A 15,707-nucleotide genomic window follows, 5' to 3' on the forward strand; every position below is an offset into this window, starting at 1 on the left:
CCGTTACCCTTTTAGCAAACGTTGAATCGAGGGGAAATGGCAAATACTCCGTCATCCAAGGATGCGGCTCGCATTAAAGCGCAGGAATTACGCGAGCGTCAGGCTAAGAAGGAACGCAAGACGCGAGCGATCATTATCGCGGTAGTTGGTACTTTGCTGGCGCTTGCGATTATTGCTGTCATTTGGGTGATTAATTCAGCAAAGTCCAATGAGAGCAATCAGGCTATGACCGGCGAGTTCACGCCTATCGTGGTGTCTTCAAAGGGCGTTGGAGTCGCAGATCCTAATGCCCCGGTTGTTCGCGAGTACTTCGATTATTCTTGCCACGCTTGCGCAAATGTAGATGTGCTGGTGGGCTCGAAGCTGTGGGATTCGGTTAAGAGTGGCGAGATTTCGCTTGAACTTGTGCCCGTTGAAGTTGTTCGTATGCCGTGGCATTACGCGATGACTAGCGCCGCTTACCTCGTTTCACAGGAGGAGCCGGAAAAGTTTGAGCAGCTTCACCATGCCTCCTACGAGTTCTTCAAGAGTCAGTTTGATGGCGGCGACGGTTCGGTTATCCAGGACGAGGCCGCTTCGCTGGCGAAAATCAAGGAGCTTGCTACCCAGGCGGGAGTGAGCCAGGCTGTGGTGGACAAGATTAGTCTTGACGGCGCGAAGAGCGTTTTAGAGGCAAACACCACCGAGTGGAAGGATGCGCAGGTGGAGGGGCGCGAGAAGCTGGGCACGCCTGAGTTTGTTACCGGTGGTAAGGCCGTGCAGCTTAGCGGTAAAAACGCTGATGAACTGATGAACAGTATTCTGACTGCTGCTAAGGGCGAGTAAGCGTATGTGACAATACGGGCCACTTCATGGCAAACTAGTGGCCGCGCCACCTTAGCTCAGTTGGTAGAGCACCCGCCTTGTAAGCGGACGGTCATCGGTTCGAGTCCGATAGGTGGCTCCAAGAAGAAGCTCCGCCACGAAAAACCGTGGCCGAGCTTCTTTTGCATTCTCTTAGAAGCGCGGTGCTACTACACGCGTCATGTAAGGCAGGCGTTGGCTATTCAGGACCGCAACAGAAAAACCAGCGCAACCTACCGCGGCAGTGTTCGAATTGGCGGCCGATGATGTCGTCTTACTATTTCGCATCTTGCCAGTGGTCTGGCTGGGCTGCCCTCGTCTCACGGTGAGAGTCGTAGAAGGGCGAGCGTTTCGCAAACTCTTCATTCATCAAATCCGCGCCGTCGCGCTCAACCAGGGTTTCTTTGCCAGAGAACATGTTTACGCCTAGTCCCAGCCGGTCTCCCTCAACCTCAGCTCCAATAGCGGTGAGGATTGTTGGGAACATGTCGAAGGGCGAGAACTCACGATTCTTCGTGACTGAATCAGGGAAGTCGGTGCCGGGCACGGGATTCAAAATCAGGTTCACGATGGTGCGGTGGTAGTTCTTGTCCCACCCCTTAAAGAACGCTTTGTCCATAGATCGGTGGTCTCCAGTCACCACAATGGTGGTGTTGGCCGCCCAGGGTTGTTCCTGGATCCATCGAACCAGCTTCACGGTTTCGGCTTGTGAGTAGTGGATTACGTTCGCGTACTGGGAGTCAAAAGGTGCTTCGGTCATGTTTTCAGATACGTAGCCGTCGGGGAAGTGGGTGTCGCCGTTTTCGACGATCATGTAGAACGGTTTGTCCTGGCCTCCCAGTCTGGTCAGTTCTTCTTTCGTGTATTCGTAGAGCTTGTCATCCTCCACGCCCCACCACACGTAGTAATCGTGCTCTATCTTGCCGTCGGCAACAAAACGGGCGCGGTCATGAATGTCAAAATCTCCGTGCCGCTGGTAGTACCTGTCCAGACCACCCCACGCAGCCGTTGAAGCCTGCATGAATGTGGTGTTGTAACCATCTTCTTTCAGGATGTCGCCAATGGTTGTGAAATCCGGGTAGGAAAAATCACTGTTTGCTGTTCCCGAGGCGAGCATTGGTACGCCTGCTTGCATTGCGATCATGCCGGCCACCGAGTGGCCGGTTGCGTACAGCTGGGTAGGGCCTCCAAACTTGTCGGTATTTGACCAGGAGATTCCCGTTTCGGCAAGCGCGGCAAGTTCAGGCATCAGATTCTGCTCCATGTAGCCGCCCAAATCTTTGGAGTAGTAGGAGTTTTCAACGGACTCCATGTAAATGTGCACTAGATTGCGCTTTTGGGCGGGTAACGTCACATTGTCCGCGGTTGGAGCAACATAGTTGTCCTCCAAATAGCTGGAGGTGGTGAAGAATAACTGCGCGGCTTCTTTCATAGGTAGCCTCGCGTAACAATAGGCAAACGATCCCGCAAGGAGCGCAAAAATACTCATGAGGGCTACGCCGCGCAGATGCGTGATTCGCCAGGTTCGAGCCGCCGGCATCTTGAAGTGAAGATCGGAGCGGATGAATCCGATGCTTGCCCCTAGCAGTGCAAGGAAGATGGCGGGGGCTACGATTTCGTTTAGGAGTGCAAGGTCTTGCGCGTCAGTGGAGGTATCGCCAGCTGCTGTGAGGATGAAGATAAAGCTCGGGTCTTGAGGTATCTCTCCAACGCTGTCTTCGAGCCATTTGGGGATAAAAAAGAATAAGCCTGCGAGCAGTCCAACAACTGCACCTATGAAGGTGGGGAACAGGCCGCGCCAGTTCCAAGGTTCGCTCTTCTTTACCAGAGTCCCGTGCGACGTAAGGAATTCCAAGAGTAGAAGAGCAACTACGCATAGCCCGAGAACAATAGCGGGGAATCCAACGTAGAACTTGGGTGAGTGCGGGGCGCCGTAGATGGTGGTGCGACCGGTGAGTATTAGAGCGAAGAATGCCAGGGCATTCATGGATACGCCAATGAGGGTGCCGCGGATAAAGGACCCTGCGGAGGTCCCAAACAAATATAGTGCTCCGGCCCCGGCCAAAAGGCAGGTCAGAATCTGCAACGCAACAACCATGAAAGTGAATTCTACATTAATATTCAGTGAGCATTTGAAGTGTGTTATTGGCGTTGAAGGCACCCCGCTTGTGTTGTATCTAAACGGGAAGCGGTCGGGGCGTTGTCTATGTGCGAGTTATTAGTTCGAAATCGGTAACAACATGTTTTTGGTGGTCGCCCTCGAGTAGAGAAGTTGAGCCAAATAATTTGTTTAATGCAGTGTTTGCAATGGTCCCCATGTGTGGGTCGATGGTGTCGAATGGTGGGGTGACAAACTGCGCCTCTTCAATGTTGTCGAATCCCACGATAGGGATATTTCTATCGCGTGTTGAGTCGTTAGAAGCTAGAATGGGTAGAGCGCCTAGTGCAAGCGTGTCGGAGAAACAGAGGATGCCATCAAAATGAGTGTTTGAATCGATGATGCGTTGCAAAGCGCGGGCGGCTTCACCGCGGTTGAAGTCGATCACGGTCCCAATCAAATTTGGATCCAGAGGTATCCCGGCGCCAGCTAGAGCTTCTTCGTATCCCTGAAAGCGCAACCTGGAGGTAGCCTGCGTTCGGTCTTCTTGTTGACCCAATACAGCGATTCTCTGCGCACCTTGTTTGAGGAGGTGTTCGGTTGCCACGCGCGCTGCCTCGATGTTGTTGTATCCGATTTGCAGGTCATAGCCGGGGCCGCTGAACTCGGATGCGTATTCGCCCAGAAGTACAAGTGGGAGCGCGGAGTTACGGCTCCGCAGGTCGGCTTCTGTCAGGGCTAGTGGGGAACAGATGATGGCGTCGATGCCCGGGAGGTTGTGTCCTTCGATAGCTAACTTCTCGCGGCTACGTTCGCCATTGGTTTCGGTAACAAGTACGAGCACGTTCATCTTTTGTGCGCAGGTTACGAAGGATGAGGCTAGTTCAGCGAAGTATGGTTCGCGTAGCGTTGGGACGGTAAGCGCGATCATCCTGGAAGATCCTTGCCGCAGGTGTCGTGCAGCTAGGTTTGGCCGGTAATCCAGGCGTTTTATGGTTTGTAGGATTTCCGCGCGCACGGCATCGGAGACGTTGCCTTTGTTGTTGACAACGTTTGAGACGGTCTTTGCGCTGACTCCCGTCTCTCTTGCTACGTCCATAAGAGTGACGCGCTTACGTTCTGCCCCCAAGGCGTAGTCCTCCATTTAATTGGGGTATTGCGAAACCTACGCACTTACTATAGTCTGTGATCAACTCTAGTTCATCGTTGAACTAAAACTCCAGGCCGCCTCAAACGGTCAAAAAGTTTGATGGTTCAACGTTGAACTGCTCGGCTAGGTTTTATTCTCCGGCGATGCCAGAAGGCGGCAAAATGAGAGAGCTCTCTCGCGGTTTGAAGCCGTACCTGTATGTGGCTCCGATAGTCCTCATATCGGGCGTGCTGATCTACTTCTTTATTGCGTTCACGGTGTTCACGTCCTTTACGGATTGGAATGGGCTAACGAAGATGAACTTTGTTGGTCTGAGCAATTACCGTGAGCTTTTTAGTGACAGCACCTTTTGGGTGGCGTTGAAAAATAACGTCATCTTCATGGTGGTAACAGTTTTTATCCAAGCGTTCCTGGGGCTTGTGGTTGCAGTAATCTGCGCCGAGAGGCTTCCAGGTTCCAACTTCTTCAAAGCGGTATTCTTCTTGCCGATCTCGATGGCACCGGCAATTGTTTCAACGGTTTTCAAATACATGCTCGAAACGAACTACGGAACGTTGAATGAAGCGCTTCGCTCGCTTGGGCTACTAGGCGAGGGGGAAGTAATCCAGTGGCTCGGCGCAGATCTGGGGCTCTGGAGCATCGTCGCGATCAACGTCTTCCAGTGGATGGGATTCTCGATGATGATCTATTTTGCAGGCATCATGCAGATCCCAGCCGAACTCTTCGAAGCTGCGGAACTTGATGGAGCTGGATGGTGGAAACGCTTGTTCCACGTCGTGATCCCCTCGCTACGCGGAGTGACCGCAACGTTGATAGTTCTAGGCATTGTCGGATCCTTGAAAACCTTTGACATTGTCTGGCTGACTACCGCGGGTGGTCCTGGAGTTTCCACCCAGTTCCTCACGACCTTCTTGTACATGGAGAGGGCCAACCGTCAAGCGGGGTACGCCTCTGCTATCGGCACAGTGCTGCTAGTTATCGCCCTGGTCTTGTCCGTGGCTCAAATGGTGTGGGCACGGCGAAAGGATGCGAGGTAAACAATGTCTTGTCACAGACTAATTCCAACCCTGGCCAAGTACGCCGCCCTAGTGTTCTTGTTTGTCATTTGGATGTTCCCTATCGCATTGGCAATCTACAAGTCGGTGTCGGTAGGAGGTTTTGAAAACTACGCGCGAGTATTGCGCCACGACACTTTCAACTACTGGCAGGCCATTGGTAACTCGGCTCTTATGGCGATGGTTTCAACGGTTGTGATTGTGATAATCGCATCGCTCGGTGGATACGCGTTTTCGAAGATGGAATTTAGAGGCCGCAAAGTCCTCTATTCCGGGCTGATGGCTTGCCTTGCAGTGTCGATCGCGTCCGTAGTTACCCCAGTCTTTTACGTCTTTAACTCGCTGGGGCTTAGGGACTCTTACACGGGCGTCATCATCCCCATGATCTCGTTTAACGCCATCATGATGCTGATGATTATGAAGACGCACTTTGATGGTTTGCCAAACGAGATCATCGAGGCAGGTCTTATTGATGGGGCCAGCCCGTTTGAGATCTTCCGAAAGATCCTGATGCCAATTTCTGGCTCTTCGGTGGCAACTATTAGCGTCCTCTCGTTTGTCTATACCTGGAACGAGTACCTGCTGCCGCAGTTGCTAATGAAATCTGCAACTAAGTTCCCAGTAACTAAAGCGATCTCGTTGCTCCAGTTCGACAGGATGAGTCAGCAGGACATCTCCGTTCTTTATGCGGGGCTGATTCTTATGACTTTGCCAACGCTACTCATTTATCTGTTTAGTCAACGGTTCTTGCAGTCCGGCATGACGAGCGGGGCAGTGAAGAGCTAATGGCAAAGAAACAGTTTACGAATCCGGTTCGCTATGTAGATGGGTCGCAGCATACAAACCCGGATCCATTTGTGATCAACTTTGCGGGCACCTACTTTTGCTATTCCACGGGGATCGATGGCGTAAATCTGAGCGTTTCTAAAGACCTCGTGACGTGGGAGCACAAGGGGTTTTGCTATCGCGAAGAAGGTAGAGATTCATACTGGGCTCCGTGTGTGGTTTATAGAAACGGCGTTTTCTACATGTACGTTTCTAACCGCCCTGCGGGCGAGGCGGATCCTCATTTTCAACGAATGAGGGTGGCAACCAGTCAAACACCTGAAGGCCCGTTCATCTTCCATTCCCAAATGCTGGATGAGTTTGCGATAGATGCGGACGTCGTTACGGGCAATGATGGCGTGACCGTAATGTTTTACGCTTCTAACGAGCTGACGAGCCAGTGCAGTGAGCTGATTGGAACCAGCGTTGTGGTTGACGTAATGCCAACGCTGTTTACTTTAAGAGGCAAGCCGGTTCCCGTGATTGTCCCGACCATTAAAGAAGAGATGTTCGAGGCGAATCGGTTTGGTGACGGCCGAGACTGGTACACGATTGAGGGCAGCACCTATTTCACGGATGGCGAGTTTGCCTACCAAACCTATTCGGGGAATGCGTACGAGAATCCTGACTATTTCATTGGTGTGACGCGGGCGAAAGTTAAGCCTGCAATCGCGCAGATGGAGTGGACTAAGCAGCCTTCCGATGATGTTTATATGCCGCTGATCAGGCAGTCTGATCTGATTGAGGGCACTGGGCATAATTCCATTGTTAGAGGCCCGAACTTGTTGGATAGGTGGATTTGCTATCACGGCCGTGATCGCAAAGCGCTAAGAGACTTCTCGGTTGAGCAACGGCAGTTCTACCTGGATCGCATTTTTATTGCAGGCGATGAGGTGCTCTGCTGTGCACCTACAAGCCAAGCCCAGGACGCTCCAAAAATGGCCACGATGTCAGGAGTTGGACGCCCGACGGAGAATGGGAAGCCGCTTGCAGAATCTGTACGCGACTTTATCGCTGAACTGTACTTGAAGAGCGATCCCGGTGAAGCGGCAGGCGATTGCCGCGAGGTGGGGTTCAGCCTAAGTACAAATGACGTTTGGATGCGTTTTGCCGTGCGCGAGACCGAGGTTGAGTGTTCAACCAGTGACGGAAGAGTTGAAAACTCTTCGGTTCCCATTGAGATCAATCTGAGTGTTTGGCAACCCTTCAGGATCTTGCGCTCGCAGGGGCGTGTAGCCCTCCTCGTAGGGGAGGTCGAGCTTCTTTCCATGCCAGATGGCGTGGTCGGCCAGCCTTGCGAGCTTCAGGTGAGCGAGGGGGCAACGCGGTTGTCTTACTGGCGCTTAACGCAGTTGTTTGAAGCCTCGCGGGCGCAGCTTGAGTCGAATGGTTACCTGCGTCCTGCTGAATCGTTGCAAACGGGTGGGAGAGTGCATGAACTATCGATTCCGATTGAGGGTGAATGGCAAGTAGAGCTGTATTTCAACGGTAATGCTCCGGACTCTATTCAGTGTGATGGAGAAGAGCTCAATACTCGCGTGGTGAATGGTCGAGAACGTGGTGTCATCACCTTTGCGATGAACTTTAGTTCGCCTGCTTCGAGTCGAATTCGAGCCGATTTGTCCGGTATCGCAAGATGTCTGGCAACAAAAATTTCATAGGTACAAAATCTAAGGAGAAACAAATGAGAAACGGATTGTCTGCAAAGCTTGCAGCGATTGCAGTTGGTTCTGCTCTCATCATGACTGGCTGCGGCGGTGCAGGTAGTCAAGACGAGGGCGCGACTGGTGACAAAGCCGAGTTGAACTTCCATACTTGGCTTCCCACCCAGGTGCAGTGGCCTGAAATTATCGAGGCGTTTGAGAAGGAAAACCCGAACGTAACGATCAACTACACGCGTGAAGAGGACTACGATAAGTTCCGCACGAATCTTGATAATGAGATTCTGGCAGGGGAAGTCCCAGACATTTACGGCATTCAGGTTGGCGCGTCGTTTGATGACTACGCCGAGTTTGCGAAGCCGGTAGATGAATACGCTGCCGATTGGATCGATAAGGTAAACGACGTTGCCGTTGAAGAGACCAAGACGGAAGACGGCACGCTGGCTGCGGTTCCGATCCTGAACGCGGGCATGCAGTTTTACCTGTACAACAAGACTCTGATGGACGAGATTGGCGTGCAGTTGCCGAAGAACTACGACGAGCTGGTTCAGGTCAGCAAGACTGCGGCAGATGCGGGTTATTCTCCATTCGCAATGGGTGCCAGCGATACTTGGCACGTGGCTGACTTCTTCGTCTGGCTGAGCAACCAGTACGGCAATGGGGATGACATTTACAAGGCCGCTAGTGGAGACATTCCGTGGGATTCAGATTCTTTGGTAGCGGCTGCTACGGATTGGCAGAAGCTGTTTGCTGATGGCGTTTTCCAAAAGGGTGCGGTGACTACTAACACCTACCCGCAGGCTCGTGATGACTATTTCTTGGCTCGTCGCGCAATTGCTATGCCTACCGGATCTTGGCACGTTGGTATGGCTCTAGAAGGGCCGGATCAGGAGCAGCCGGGTTCTGCGATTGAGGCCGACGAAGTCGGTATGGCGGCATTCCCACAGATTGGTCCTAACCCGGGCACTGCAACCACTGGTGTTGACTTCGCTCTGGCTCTTTCGTCGGAGCTGGATGGCGCAAAGCTTGAGGCTGCCGCAAAGTTTGTGGAGTTCATGGCTGTTGGGCAGGGCCAGCAGATTTGGGTCAACACGCTTCAGGGCTTCCCGGTTGCTAATGACATTAGCGTCCAGGTAGATCCGGCCGAGCCCGAGCTGGGCCAGGAATCGCTAAAGCTCGTTGACGAGACGCTTGCGGGCGCGAAGTACGCTCGAAAGCTGTCGGTACCCGGACGCGAGTCGCTTCAGGATGATCTTGGCATTGTCCTCCAAGAGATCGCTGATGGTGCAGATCCCAAGGCGTCGCTTGCAAAGCTGAACCAGTAGGGTGCAGCGGGATAGCTCAACCGAGTTCCTCGGTTGTAGCTAGCAAAGCTCCGGCACAGGGGGATCACCCTCTACCGCAACTGCCGGATGATAAGTGGAGGTTGGTCAACCAACAGGTTGGTCAGCCTCCACTTTGTTGTATCCGCAAATCAGGGGGGGAGGAACGAAAAGCCGAGGGGCACAGAGCATTCTCGTAGTGGCAGAGCCACTGGATGCCTCGTTTTCGTGCCCTACACATACAGCTGGGGCGGCGAACCGAAAGGATCGCCGCCCCAGCTCTAACAACTACGAACTACTCCTTCACTGCACCAGAAGTAGAGTTCATAATCCGCTTTTGGAAGATGAAGAACAAGATCGCAACGGGGATCGTCATTAGCAACGATGCTGCGAGCTTGATCGGATACTGCGTGCCCTGCGAAAGCTGACCCGAGGAGAGCTGGGCCACGCCACGCGTTAGGGTTGTTAGCTGCGGGTTCTGCGTGGAGATAATGAAGTGGCTGAGCTCGTTCCATGAACCTTGGAAGCTCATGATCGTAATCGTAATTACCGCCGGCATGGCCATTGGTAGAACGATCGACCAGAAGGTGCGGAAAATGCCTGCTCCATCTATACGCGCTTGTTCTTCAACAGAGGCTGGTATCGACTCGAAGAAGTTCTTCATAATGAACACGCCGGCCGCGTCCACAAGCAGAGGAAGAATCATGCCCAAATAGGAGTCATAAATCGATAGCTGCTTAATTACCAGGAACTTTGGAATCATCAGTACCACGGCAGGAACAGCCATGACTGCTACCAGGCCCGCGAAGATAATGTTCCGGCCTCGGAAGCGGAGCCGTGCAAGAGCGTAACCGGCGAGTGAATCAAAGAACACGCGTCCTGCGGTCACAAACAGGGTGACGATAAACGAATTCTTGGCCCACAGCGGGAAGTCAGAGCGCTGGAACAAACGGGCGTACGCCTCTGTAGTGAAGTACGCCGAACTAAAACCAAGCGGATCGCTTGCAGCGCCCGCCTCGGTTTTAAAGGAATTAACTACCTGAATGAGGAACGGCGAAATGTAAAGGGCTGCTAGTAGGATCAAAACCACGTAGGTAAGCCACCAGAACTTGCCGTTATGTCTTGTCTTATTTGGCTTTGCAGACATTAGTTAGCTCCTTTCTTCGTAGCTCTTGCTTCGACGCGCTTCTGCTTGCGGATCCTTCGGCGTAACTTCGCCTCATCCTTGTCGCGTAGTGCCCAGCGCTGGATTGCTGCCATTAGAACGATAATGGCGAACAGAATGAACGAAATTGCCGCGCCTTCGCCCCAACGGTTACTGATGAAAGCGGATTCGTAGGAGAGGTATGCGGGAGTCAGCGTAGTGCGTGCGGGTGCGCCTGGATCGCCGGACGCGTAAATCTGGTCAAACACCTGCCATGTGCCTATCAACCCCAGTGTCACAACCGTGAAAATAGTTGGTTTCAGCATCGGGACAGTAACAAAGCGGAAGCGTTGGAACGAGTTAGCGCCGTCCATCATTGCCGCTTCTTGGACTTCACCGTTGATCTGTTGCAAAGCTGCGATGAATAGAAGCATGAACGTTCCCGAGGTGGTGAACACAGCCATCAGGATGAATGCAGACCATGCGATCGATGGGCCTGCCAGCCAATCCCAGTAGGTTATGCCTAGGAATGTGCCCGACGTTAGCGCGGCTGGGGGAGTGTGTACGCCAAATACGCCTAGAAGTAAGTGGAGTAAGCCACGTGGGTCATTAAACCAGTTGGGTCCGTTCAGCGAAAACCATCCGAGAACTTGATTGACCGCGCCCGACACGGAGAACAGGAACAACCACAACACTGTGATCGCTACCGATGAAGTGATGGAAGGGAAATAGAAGGCAAGTCGGAAGAACGAGCGGGCCTTCAACGCGCGATTTGAAACGAAAACGGCGAGTACCAGTGCCACGAATGTTTGGATCGGAACCACAAGAATCACGTAGTAAATATTGTTACGCAACGCGGTTCCAAAGTTGCGGGTCGAAAGGCCGCCGTCCACGAGAACTTGTTTGAAGTTCTGCGCCCCGATGAACGACACGTTTGACGAGAAGGGGCTTCCCCTTCCCGCCCAGTCAGACACGGATACCCACAGTGCCATGAAAATTGGCGCCACCAGGAATATGCCTAGGATGATCAACACTGGCGACACGAAAAGCCATCCGGCTGCGCGCTCCGCACGTTCAGACTTGGTGAGTTTTCTTCGCGTTTTGCGAGAGGGGAGCTTCCTCAAGATCATGACCTACGGTGCCTTTCTGCCGACGACAGTCTTGATTACGAAAATGTGAGTATGTAGTGGTGTCAGGTGGGCTCTTGCCACCCGACACCACTATTGAGAACCATGAAATGGTGATTAGTTAGCGTCTAGGACACTCTGCATCGTCGTGTTGGACCCCTTCAGAATGGAGGCCACGTCACCGGTCTTTAGCGTTGCAATCTGGGAGTTCATGTCTGAAATAACATCAGCCGAGCCTGCATTCGACGGCAGGTTGATTGCGTAATCAGCGCCGTTAATGAACGCGCTCATTTCCGGGTACATTTCGGTCCAGCCGTCAGCAGCCGATTCTACGGACGGCATGACGCCGAATGCCTTGGCAAACTTGAGTTGCTGATCAGTGCTCGTCAAGTACTCAACGAGGTCCTGGGCGCCCTCGGTGTTGTCAGCGTCAGCCGCAATACCCCAGCAGTTCGTGTACTGGATCGTGCCCTTGCCTGCAGGGCCAGCAGGAAGCTCAATAACCTTGTATTCCACATTCGGGAAGTCATTCGTGAGAGCACCGGTAATCCAGTTACCTTCGATTACCATTGCAGAGAGCTCCTTGCCGAAAGCTTCGCCGCCCCAGCCGGTGCCCAAATCGCTCGAGTAAGCAAAGGTGCCGTCCTCCAGGTGAGACTTCACATAATTGAGCGCCTCAGCGTTCTCGGGAGAATCAATCGTTGCCTTCGCTCCGTCCTCAGAAATGAAGCTTCCGCCCGCCTCGGCCATGAACACGCCGATGCGCTGGATCTCTGGGCCGAACCCAAGACCCACAACACCGTCTTTGGTTAGTTTCTTCGCAACGTCTGCCAACTCGTCCCACGTGGTCGGGTAATCAGCATCGGTTAGACCGGCTTCTTCCCATAGGCGGGTGTTGATCACGAGTGCCAACGTGGAGAAATCCTTAGGTGCGCAGTAGAACTCGTCATCGATTGAAAATGCGTCGACGAGGGCTGGGTAAAAGTCCTTCGCGTTTGACAGGTTGGATGCGTACGGCTTCAACGAACCGTTGCTGGCGTAGGAATGAAGCTGGTCGGTGGACAGGTAGAACAGGTCAGCCGGGTTGCCTCCAGCAAAACCTTGCGAGAGTTGCTGGGGAAGGTCCGAGGCAACCACTACGCTCGCGGGAATGCCGCTCTCCTTCGACCAGGCTGCAACCGCCTCTTCCACTGCGGCTGTCTCGGCCTCGCCGGACGAGCCGATGAGCACCTCGATTGAGGCGTCAGAAGCACCGCTTTGAGAGCCTTCTGGCGTCTCGTCGAATCCTCCGCCACCGCATCCTGTAAGAACGAGAGCTGCAGCTGCAAGGCCTGAGAGCCCAACTACCGACTTCTTCATCGTATTTCCTTTCAATAGGGGAGTGTTTTACGTCAGACTAGTTAGCTCGTCGGAACACGAGTTCTGGAGCTAAAAGAACGTGGCGCGGCGATGTATCTCCTGCCAACTGGGCGAACAGTGCGTCAACGGTTTGCCGCGCGACCTCATTAATGGGTTGTGCAACCGAGTTAAAGCCGAGGGCGCGGCTTACTGGAGTGTCGTCGAATCCGACCACGGTCACTTCCTCCGGAGCCACTGTCAGGGCGCCCATCGCGAGGGTGTCGGAAGCGCATACGATCGCGGTTGCCCCACTCGCAAGTAAATGCTGTGCCTGTACGGCGCCCTGGTCGGCTCGATCTTCGCATTCGTAAACGAGGTTCTCGATGTCTAGCCCGCAACTTTGCATACCTCGTTTCCATCCGAGGTAACGATCTTCACCCACGCCCGGTGTGATTGGCCAAGACACGTAACCAATCCGCTTATGCCCGATCGTTACAAGGTGCTTCACCACGGCTTCGGTACCGGCAGCACCATCTACGTCGACCCACGAAGAGGGTGAGGTGGCTGGGGGTATGGTTTCACTCCACGGACGCCCAAAGGCTACGAAAGATGCTTTGAGTTTTAGAAGCCTATCCACACGCGGGTCATTCAGTGTTGTCGCTGAGAGAATGATGCCGTCAACTTCGCGTGCGGCGAGCATTGTCTCGTATTGCGCAATTTCGTCTTGTATGTCCGTGGCAGAGAAAACGGATAGACGATAGCCACGGGTACGCAGGATCTCGGCGAGGTCATGAACGAACTGGTCGAGGATGTGTCCGTTGATGCCATCGAACGTCGGCAATAGTCGGATTGCGATCTGTCGTGACCGGTCTTCCTTTAGCTGTCTGGCAGCGCGCGAAGGCACATAACCGGACTCGTTAATGTGTTTTAGTACTCGCTCTAGGGTTGCAGGAGCTACTACCTCGGGACGATTGATCGCGTTGGATATAGTTTGGCGCGATACTCCAAGCTCTTTCGCCAAGCTCTGTACAGTTGGCCGCGAAGTCATGGTCACCTCCTCAGCATCGAAATCGGGGACTTCTCGAAACTTTATAATCAGTATTTGAACGATCAAATATTAATGTTATTGTTGCTTCCAACACAGGAAATGTCAAGCTTTTTAGTTGGGAGCTCGAAATGGTCGGTATTCAACCCCTGCTGCATGATCTCGTTTGTAGCGTGACTGCGCCTATTCAGGTTTGGTCTTCTGCTAATGGCCAAGTAGAGAGCGCGGGTGCGCAAGGCGTTTATATTGCCGATCAACGCGTTGTTTCGAAAATGGTACTGTCCAGCCGAACTCATACGCTAGAGGTGGTTGGTTCTGAAGTGTCGAACCACGGCAGTAGCTGCTTTTACTCAACAGTTCGCAATGGGTCCATGGCGGTCGATCCTGAAGTGCAACTTGTGCGTGCACGTGCGGTGGGGGAAGAGCGCGTAACTGAGTCTTTCAAGATTACTAATTCGTCTTCGAGGCAGGAGGTTGTGCAGTTGCGTCTCACGCTTACTCCTGACGCTGCCTCCATGGAAGAGGTAAAGCAGGGTTTGCCTGCGGGGGCGCAAGCGATGGTTTCTAACAGTGAGCGCGCTGGTGAAATAGCTTGGGAGAGTGTAAAGGCGAGGACTTGCGTGAAGACCGATGGCGCTTTGTCTATGGTTGGGCGCGATGTGCTAATTGACTGGTCGGTACAGGTGCCTGCGGGTGCCACTAAGAGCGTACAGGTTGACATTTTCCCGCAGTCTGATGCTGTTGTGAGGCCTGCGCGAAGCAGAGAGCTTACGCAGCGAGGTCAACAGTTACTTGCGAAGTGTGACGATGGCTCAGACTTGAAAGTCTTTTTGAGCCAGGCTCTATCGGATCTTGATGGGCTGACGCTATCGCACGAAAGCGATGCATCGTTACGGTTCGTTGCCGCTGGAGCTCCTTGGTTCCTAACCTTGTTTGGGCGTGACTCGTTGATCACAGCCGGATTCTTGAATGGCGTGGATCCCGATCTGTCGCTCGAAACCCTACGCTTGTTGGCAAGCATGCAGGGCGAGCGTGTGCGTATTGAAACTGCGGAGCAGCCCGGCAAGATTTTGCATGAGGTGCGTAGTGAGCCTCTGTCGTTGCAGACCTCGTCGGGGCCTCTTCATTTGCCGCCGGTGTATTACGGCACTATTGACGCTACACCGTTGTGGATAAGCACGCTGTATGAGGCGTGGAAATCTGGTGCAGATGAGGATGGTGTGAGAGCTCTTCTGCCTAACCTGCATCGTGCCCTTGTTTGGATGAGCGACTTTGGCGATGCTGATGGCGACGGCTTCCTGGAGTACCTGGATGAATCTGGTAGTGGTCTTGCAAACCAGGGGTGGAAGGATAGTGGCGATTCGGTTCGCTGGCATGACGGATCTTTGGCCGAGGGGCCGATTGCGCTGTGCGAGGTCCAAGGTTACGCGCATCGCGCGGCGCTTGATGGTGCTGACATGCTGGAGGCTTTTGGTGAGGACGGAGCTGAATGGCGTAGTTGGGCAGCGGAGCTGAAGGGGCGCTTCCACGCTCAGTTCTGGGTGGAAAAAGACGGATTGCGATACCCGGCGGTTGCGCTAGATGCGAAGAAGAGGCCTGTAGATTCGCTAACATCTAACATTGGTCATCTACTCGGTTCTGGATTGTTGGACGAGTCGGAAGTCAATGACGTCGTACGAGCGCTGATGAGCCCGGAAATGTTCTCTGGTTACGGCATTCGTACCGCCTCCACTACCAATGGAGGCTTCTGGCCTTACAGGTATCACGTGGGTTCGGTGTGGCCTCACGATACGGCGATGATTATTCGCGGCATGTGGCGTGAGGGTAAGAAGACAGAAGCGCAGCTTGTGGCCCGTGGTCTCTTGGAGGCTGCGCGCAGGTTTGATTGGCGTTTGCCGGAGTTGTTTGCAGGGGTGGCCCGCGATCCCTTCGCAAGTCTGTTGCCGTATCCGGCGTCATGTAGACCGCAGGCCTGGGCTGCCGCATCAGCGGTGGTAGTGGCTGAGGTGCTTACTGGCTGCTGAGCGTCAAACGCTTCGCGTTCTACGGGCCTTTATCGATCTTGTAACAGGTTGATAAAGGCCCTTGACATTGTGTCT

Annotated in this window: 12 protein-coding genes and 1 tRNA gene; 7 read left to right on the forward strand and 6 right to left on the reverse strand. The window is 53.5% G+C overall.

The genetic code is table 11. The annotated features are described in order from the left end of the window. Positions 1-36 precede the first annotated feature (36 nt). Both BQ7114_RS08320 and BQ7114_RS08325 read left to right on the forward strand, forming a co-directional pair. Positions 37-825 (forward strand): DsbA family protein, encoded by a 789-nt coding sequence (locus BQ7114_RS08320; RefSeq protein ID WP_072344379.1) that lies wholly within the window; start codon positions 37-39, stop codon positions 823-825. Between the two features lie 45 nt (positions 826-870). Then, a tRNA-Thr gene (locus tag BQ7114_RS08325) sits at positions 871-946 on the forward strand. A 174-nt stretch (positions 947-1,120) separates the two neighbouring features. Here BQ7114_RS08325 and BQ7114_RS08330 read toward each other — a convergent pair. Beyond that, positions 1,121-2,941, reverse strand: coding sequence for an LTA synthase family protein (locus tag BQ7114_RS08330; RefSeq protein WP_072344382.1), 1,821 nt, complete (start codon positions 2,939-2,941; stop codon positions 1,121-1,123). A 106-nt stretch (positions 2,942-3,047) separates the two neighbouring features. Next, positions 3,048-4,085, reverse strand: a complete 1,038-nt coding sequence (locus BQ7114_RS08335; protein ID WP_072344385.1) for a LacI family DNA-binding transcriptional regulator — start codon at positions 4,083-4,085, stop codon at positions 3,048-3,050. 167 nt (positions 4,086-4,252) lie between these two features. Between BQ7114_RS08335 and BQ7114_RS08340 the strand changes: the two genes are divergently transcribed. Genes BQ7114_RS08340 through BQ7114_RS08355 form a run of 4 tightly spaced genes read left to right on the forward strand, consistent with a single transcriptional unit; the run spans position 4,253 to position 8,957 of the window. Then, positions 4,253-5,128, forward strand: coding sequence for a carbohydrate ABC transporter permease (locus BQ7114_RS08340; RefSeq protein WP_083309389.1), 876 nt, complete (start codon positions 4,253-4,255; stop codon positions 5,126-5,128). A gap of 3 nt (positions 5,129-5,131) precedes the next feature. After that, entirely contained in the window at positions 5,132-5,932 is an 801-nt protein-coding gene (locus BQ7114_RS08345) for a carbohydrate ABC transporter permease (RefSeq protein ID WP_072344388.1), read from the forward strand. Continuing rightward, positions 5,932-7,632: a glycoside hydrolase family 43 protein gene (locus BQ7114_RS08350; protein ID WP_072344391.1), complete on the forward strand. Its 1,701-nt coding sequence runs from the start codon at positions 5,932-5,934 to the stop codon at positions 7,630-7,632. Before BQ7114_RS08345 ends, BQ7114_RS08350 begins: the two co-directional genes overlap by 1 nt. 23 nt (positions 7,633-7,655) lie before the next feature. Beyond that, positions 7,656-8,957 (forward strand): ABC transporter substrate-binding protein, encoded by a 1,302-nt coding sequence (locus BQ7114_RS08355; RefSeq protein WP_072344394.1) that lies wholly within the window; start codon positions 7,656-7,658, stop codon positions 8,955-8,957. Positions 8,958-9,249: 292 nt separating this feature from the next. Here BQ7114_RS08355 and BQ7114_RS08360 read toward each other — a convergent pair whose 3' ends face one another. The 4 genes from BQ7114_RS08360 to BQ7114_RS08375 all read right to left on the reverse strand — a co-directional run bounded on the left by BQ7114_RS08360 (position 9,250) and on the right by BQ7114_RS08375 (position 13,611). Then, positions 9,250-10,101 (reverse strand): carbohydrate ABC transporter permease, encoded by an 852-nt coding sequence (locus tag BQ7114_RS08360; RefSeq protein WP_072344397.1) that lies wholly within the window; start codon positions 10,099-10,101, stop codon positions 9,250-9,252. Continuing rightward, entirely contained in the window at positions 10,101-11,222 is a 1,122-nt protein-coding gene (locus BQ7114_RS08365) for a carbohydrate ABC transporter permease (protein WP_230206016.1), read from the reverse strand. The genes BQ7114_RS08360 and BQ7114_RS08365 overlap by 1 nt, the downstream gene beginning before the upstream one ends. A gap of 120 nt (positions 11,223-11,342) precedes the next feature. Continuing rightward, positions 11,343-12,584, reverse strand: a complete 1,242-nt coding sequence (locus BQ7114_RS08370) for a sugar ABC transporter substrate-binding protein (protein ID WP_072344402.1) — start codon at positions 12,582-12,584, stop codon at positions 11,343-11,345. A gap of 37 nt (positions 12,585-12,621) precedes the next feature. Further along, entirely contained in the window at positions 12,622-13,611 is a 990-nt protein-coding gene (locus BQ7114_RS08375; protein WP_072344404.1) for a LacI family DNA-binding transcriptional regulator, read from the reverse strand. Between the two features lie 128 nt (positions 13,612-13,739). On the opposite strand from BQ7114_RS08375, the gene BQ7114_RS08380 reads away from it, so the two are divergent. After that, positions 13,740-15,632: a glycogen debranching N-terminal domain-containing protein gene (locus BQ7114_RS08380; RefSeq protein ID WP_072344406.1), complete on the forward strand. Its 1,893-nt coding sequence runs from the start codon at positions 13,740-13,742 to the stop codon at positions 15,630-15,632. The last annotated feature ends 75 nt before the right edge of the window (positions 15,633-15,707 follow it).

The sequence above is a fragment of the Actinomyces urinae genome (assembly GCF_900119695.1).
Classification (GTDB): Bacteria; Actinomycetota; Actinomycetes; order Actinomycetales; family Actinomycetaceae; genus Gleimia; species Gleimia urinae.

Excerpts from the sequence above, each read along its gene's own strand:
- BQ7114_RS08345 (WP_072344388.1), top strand. The coding sequence starts at position 5,132 with ATGTCTTGTCACAGACTAATTCCAACCCTGGCCAAGTACGCCGCCCTA.
- BQ7114_RS08380 (WP_072344406.1), top strand. The coding sequence starts at position 13,740 with ATGGTCGGTATTCAACCCCTGCTGCATGATCTCGTTTGTAGCGTGACT.
- BQ7114_RS08360 (WP_072344397.1), bottom strand. The coding sequence starts at position 10,101 with ATGTCTGCAAAGCCAAATAAGACAAGACATAACGGCAAGTTCTGGTGG.
- BQ7114_RS08355 (WP_072344394.1), top strand. The coding sequence starts at position 7,656 with ATGAGAAACGGATTGTCTGCAAAGCTTGCAGCGATTGCAGTTGGTTCT.
- BQ7114_RS08350 (WP_072344391.1), top strand. The coding sequence starts at position 5,932 with ATGGCAAAGAAACAGTTTACGAATCCGGTTCGCTATGTAGATGGGTCG.
- BQ7114_RS08335 (WP_072344385.1), bottom strand. The coding sequence starts at position 4,085 with ATGGAGGACTACGCCTTGGGGGCAGAACGTAAGCGCGTCACTCTTATG.
- BQ7114_RS08330 (WP_072344382.1), bottom strand. The coding sequence starts at position 2,941 with ATGGTTGTTGCGTTGCAGATTCTGACCTGCCTTTTGGCCGGGGCCGGA.
- BQ7114_RS08320 (WP_072344379.1), top strand. The coding sequence starts at position 37 with ATGGCAAATACTCCGTCATCCAAGGATGCGGCTCGCATTAAAGCGCAG.
- BQ7114_RS08340 (WP_083309389.1), top strand. The coding sequence starts at position 4,253 with ATGAGAGAGCTCTCTCGCGGTTTGAAGCCGTACCTGTATGTGGCTCCG.
- BQ7114_RS08375 (WP_072344404.1), bottom strand. The coding sequence starts at position 13,611 with ATGACTTCGCGGCCAACTGTACAGAGCTTGGCGAAAGAGCTTGGAGTA.
- BQ7114_RS08370 (WP_072344402.1), bottom strand. The coding sequence starts at position 12,584 with ATGAAGAAGTCGGTAGTTGGGCTCTCAGGCCTTGCAGCTGCAGCTCTC.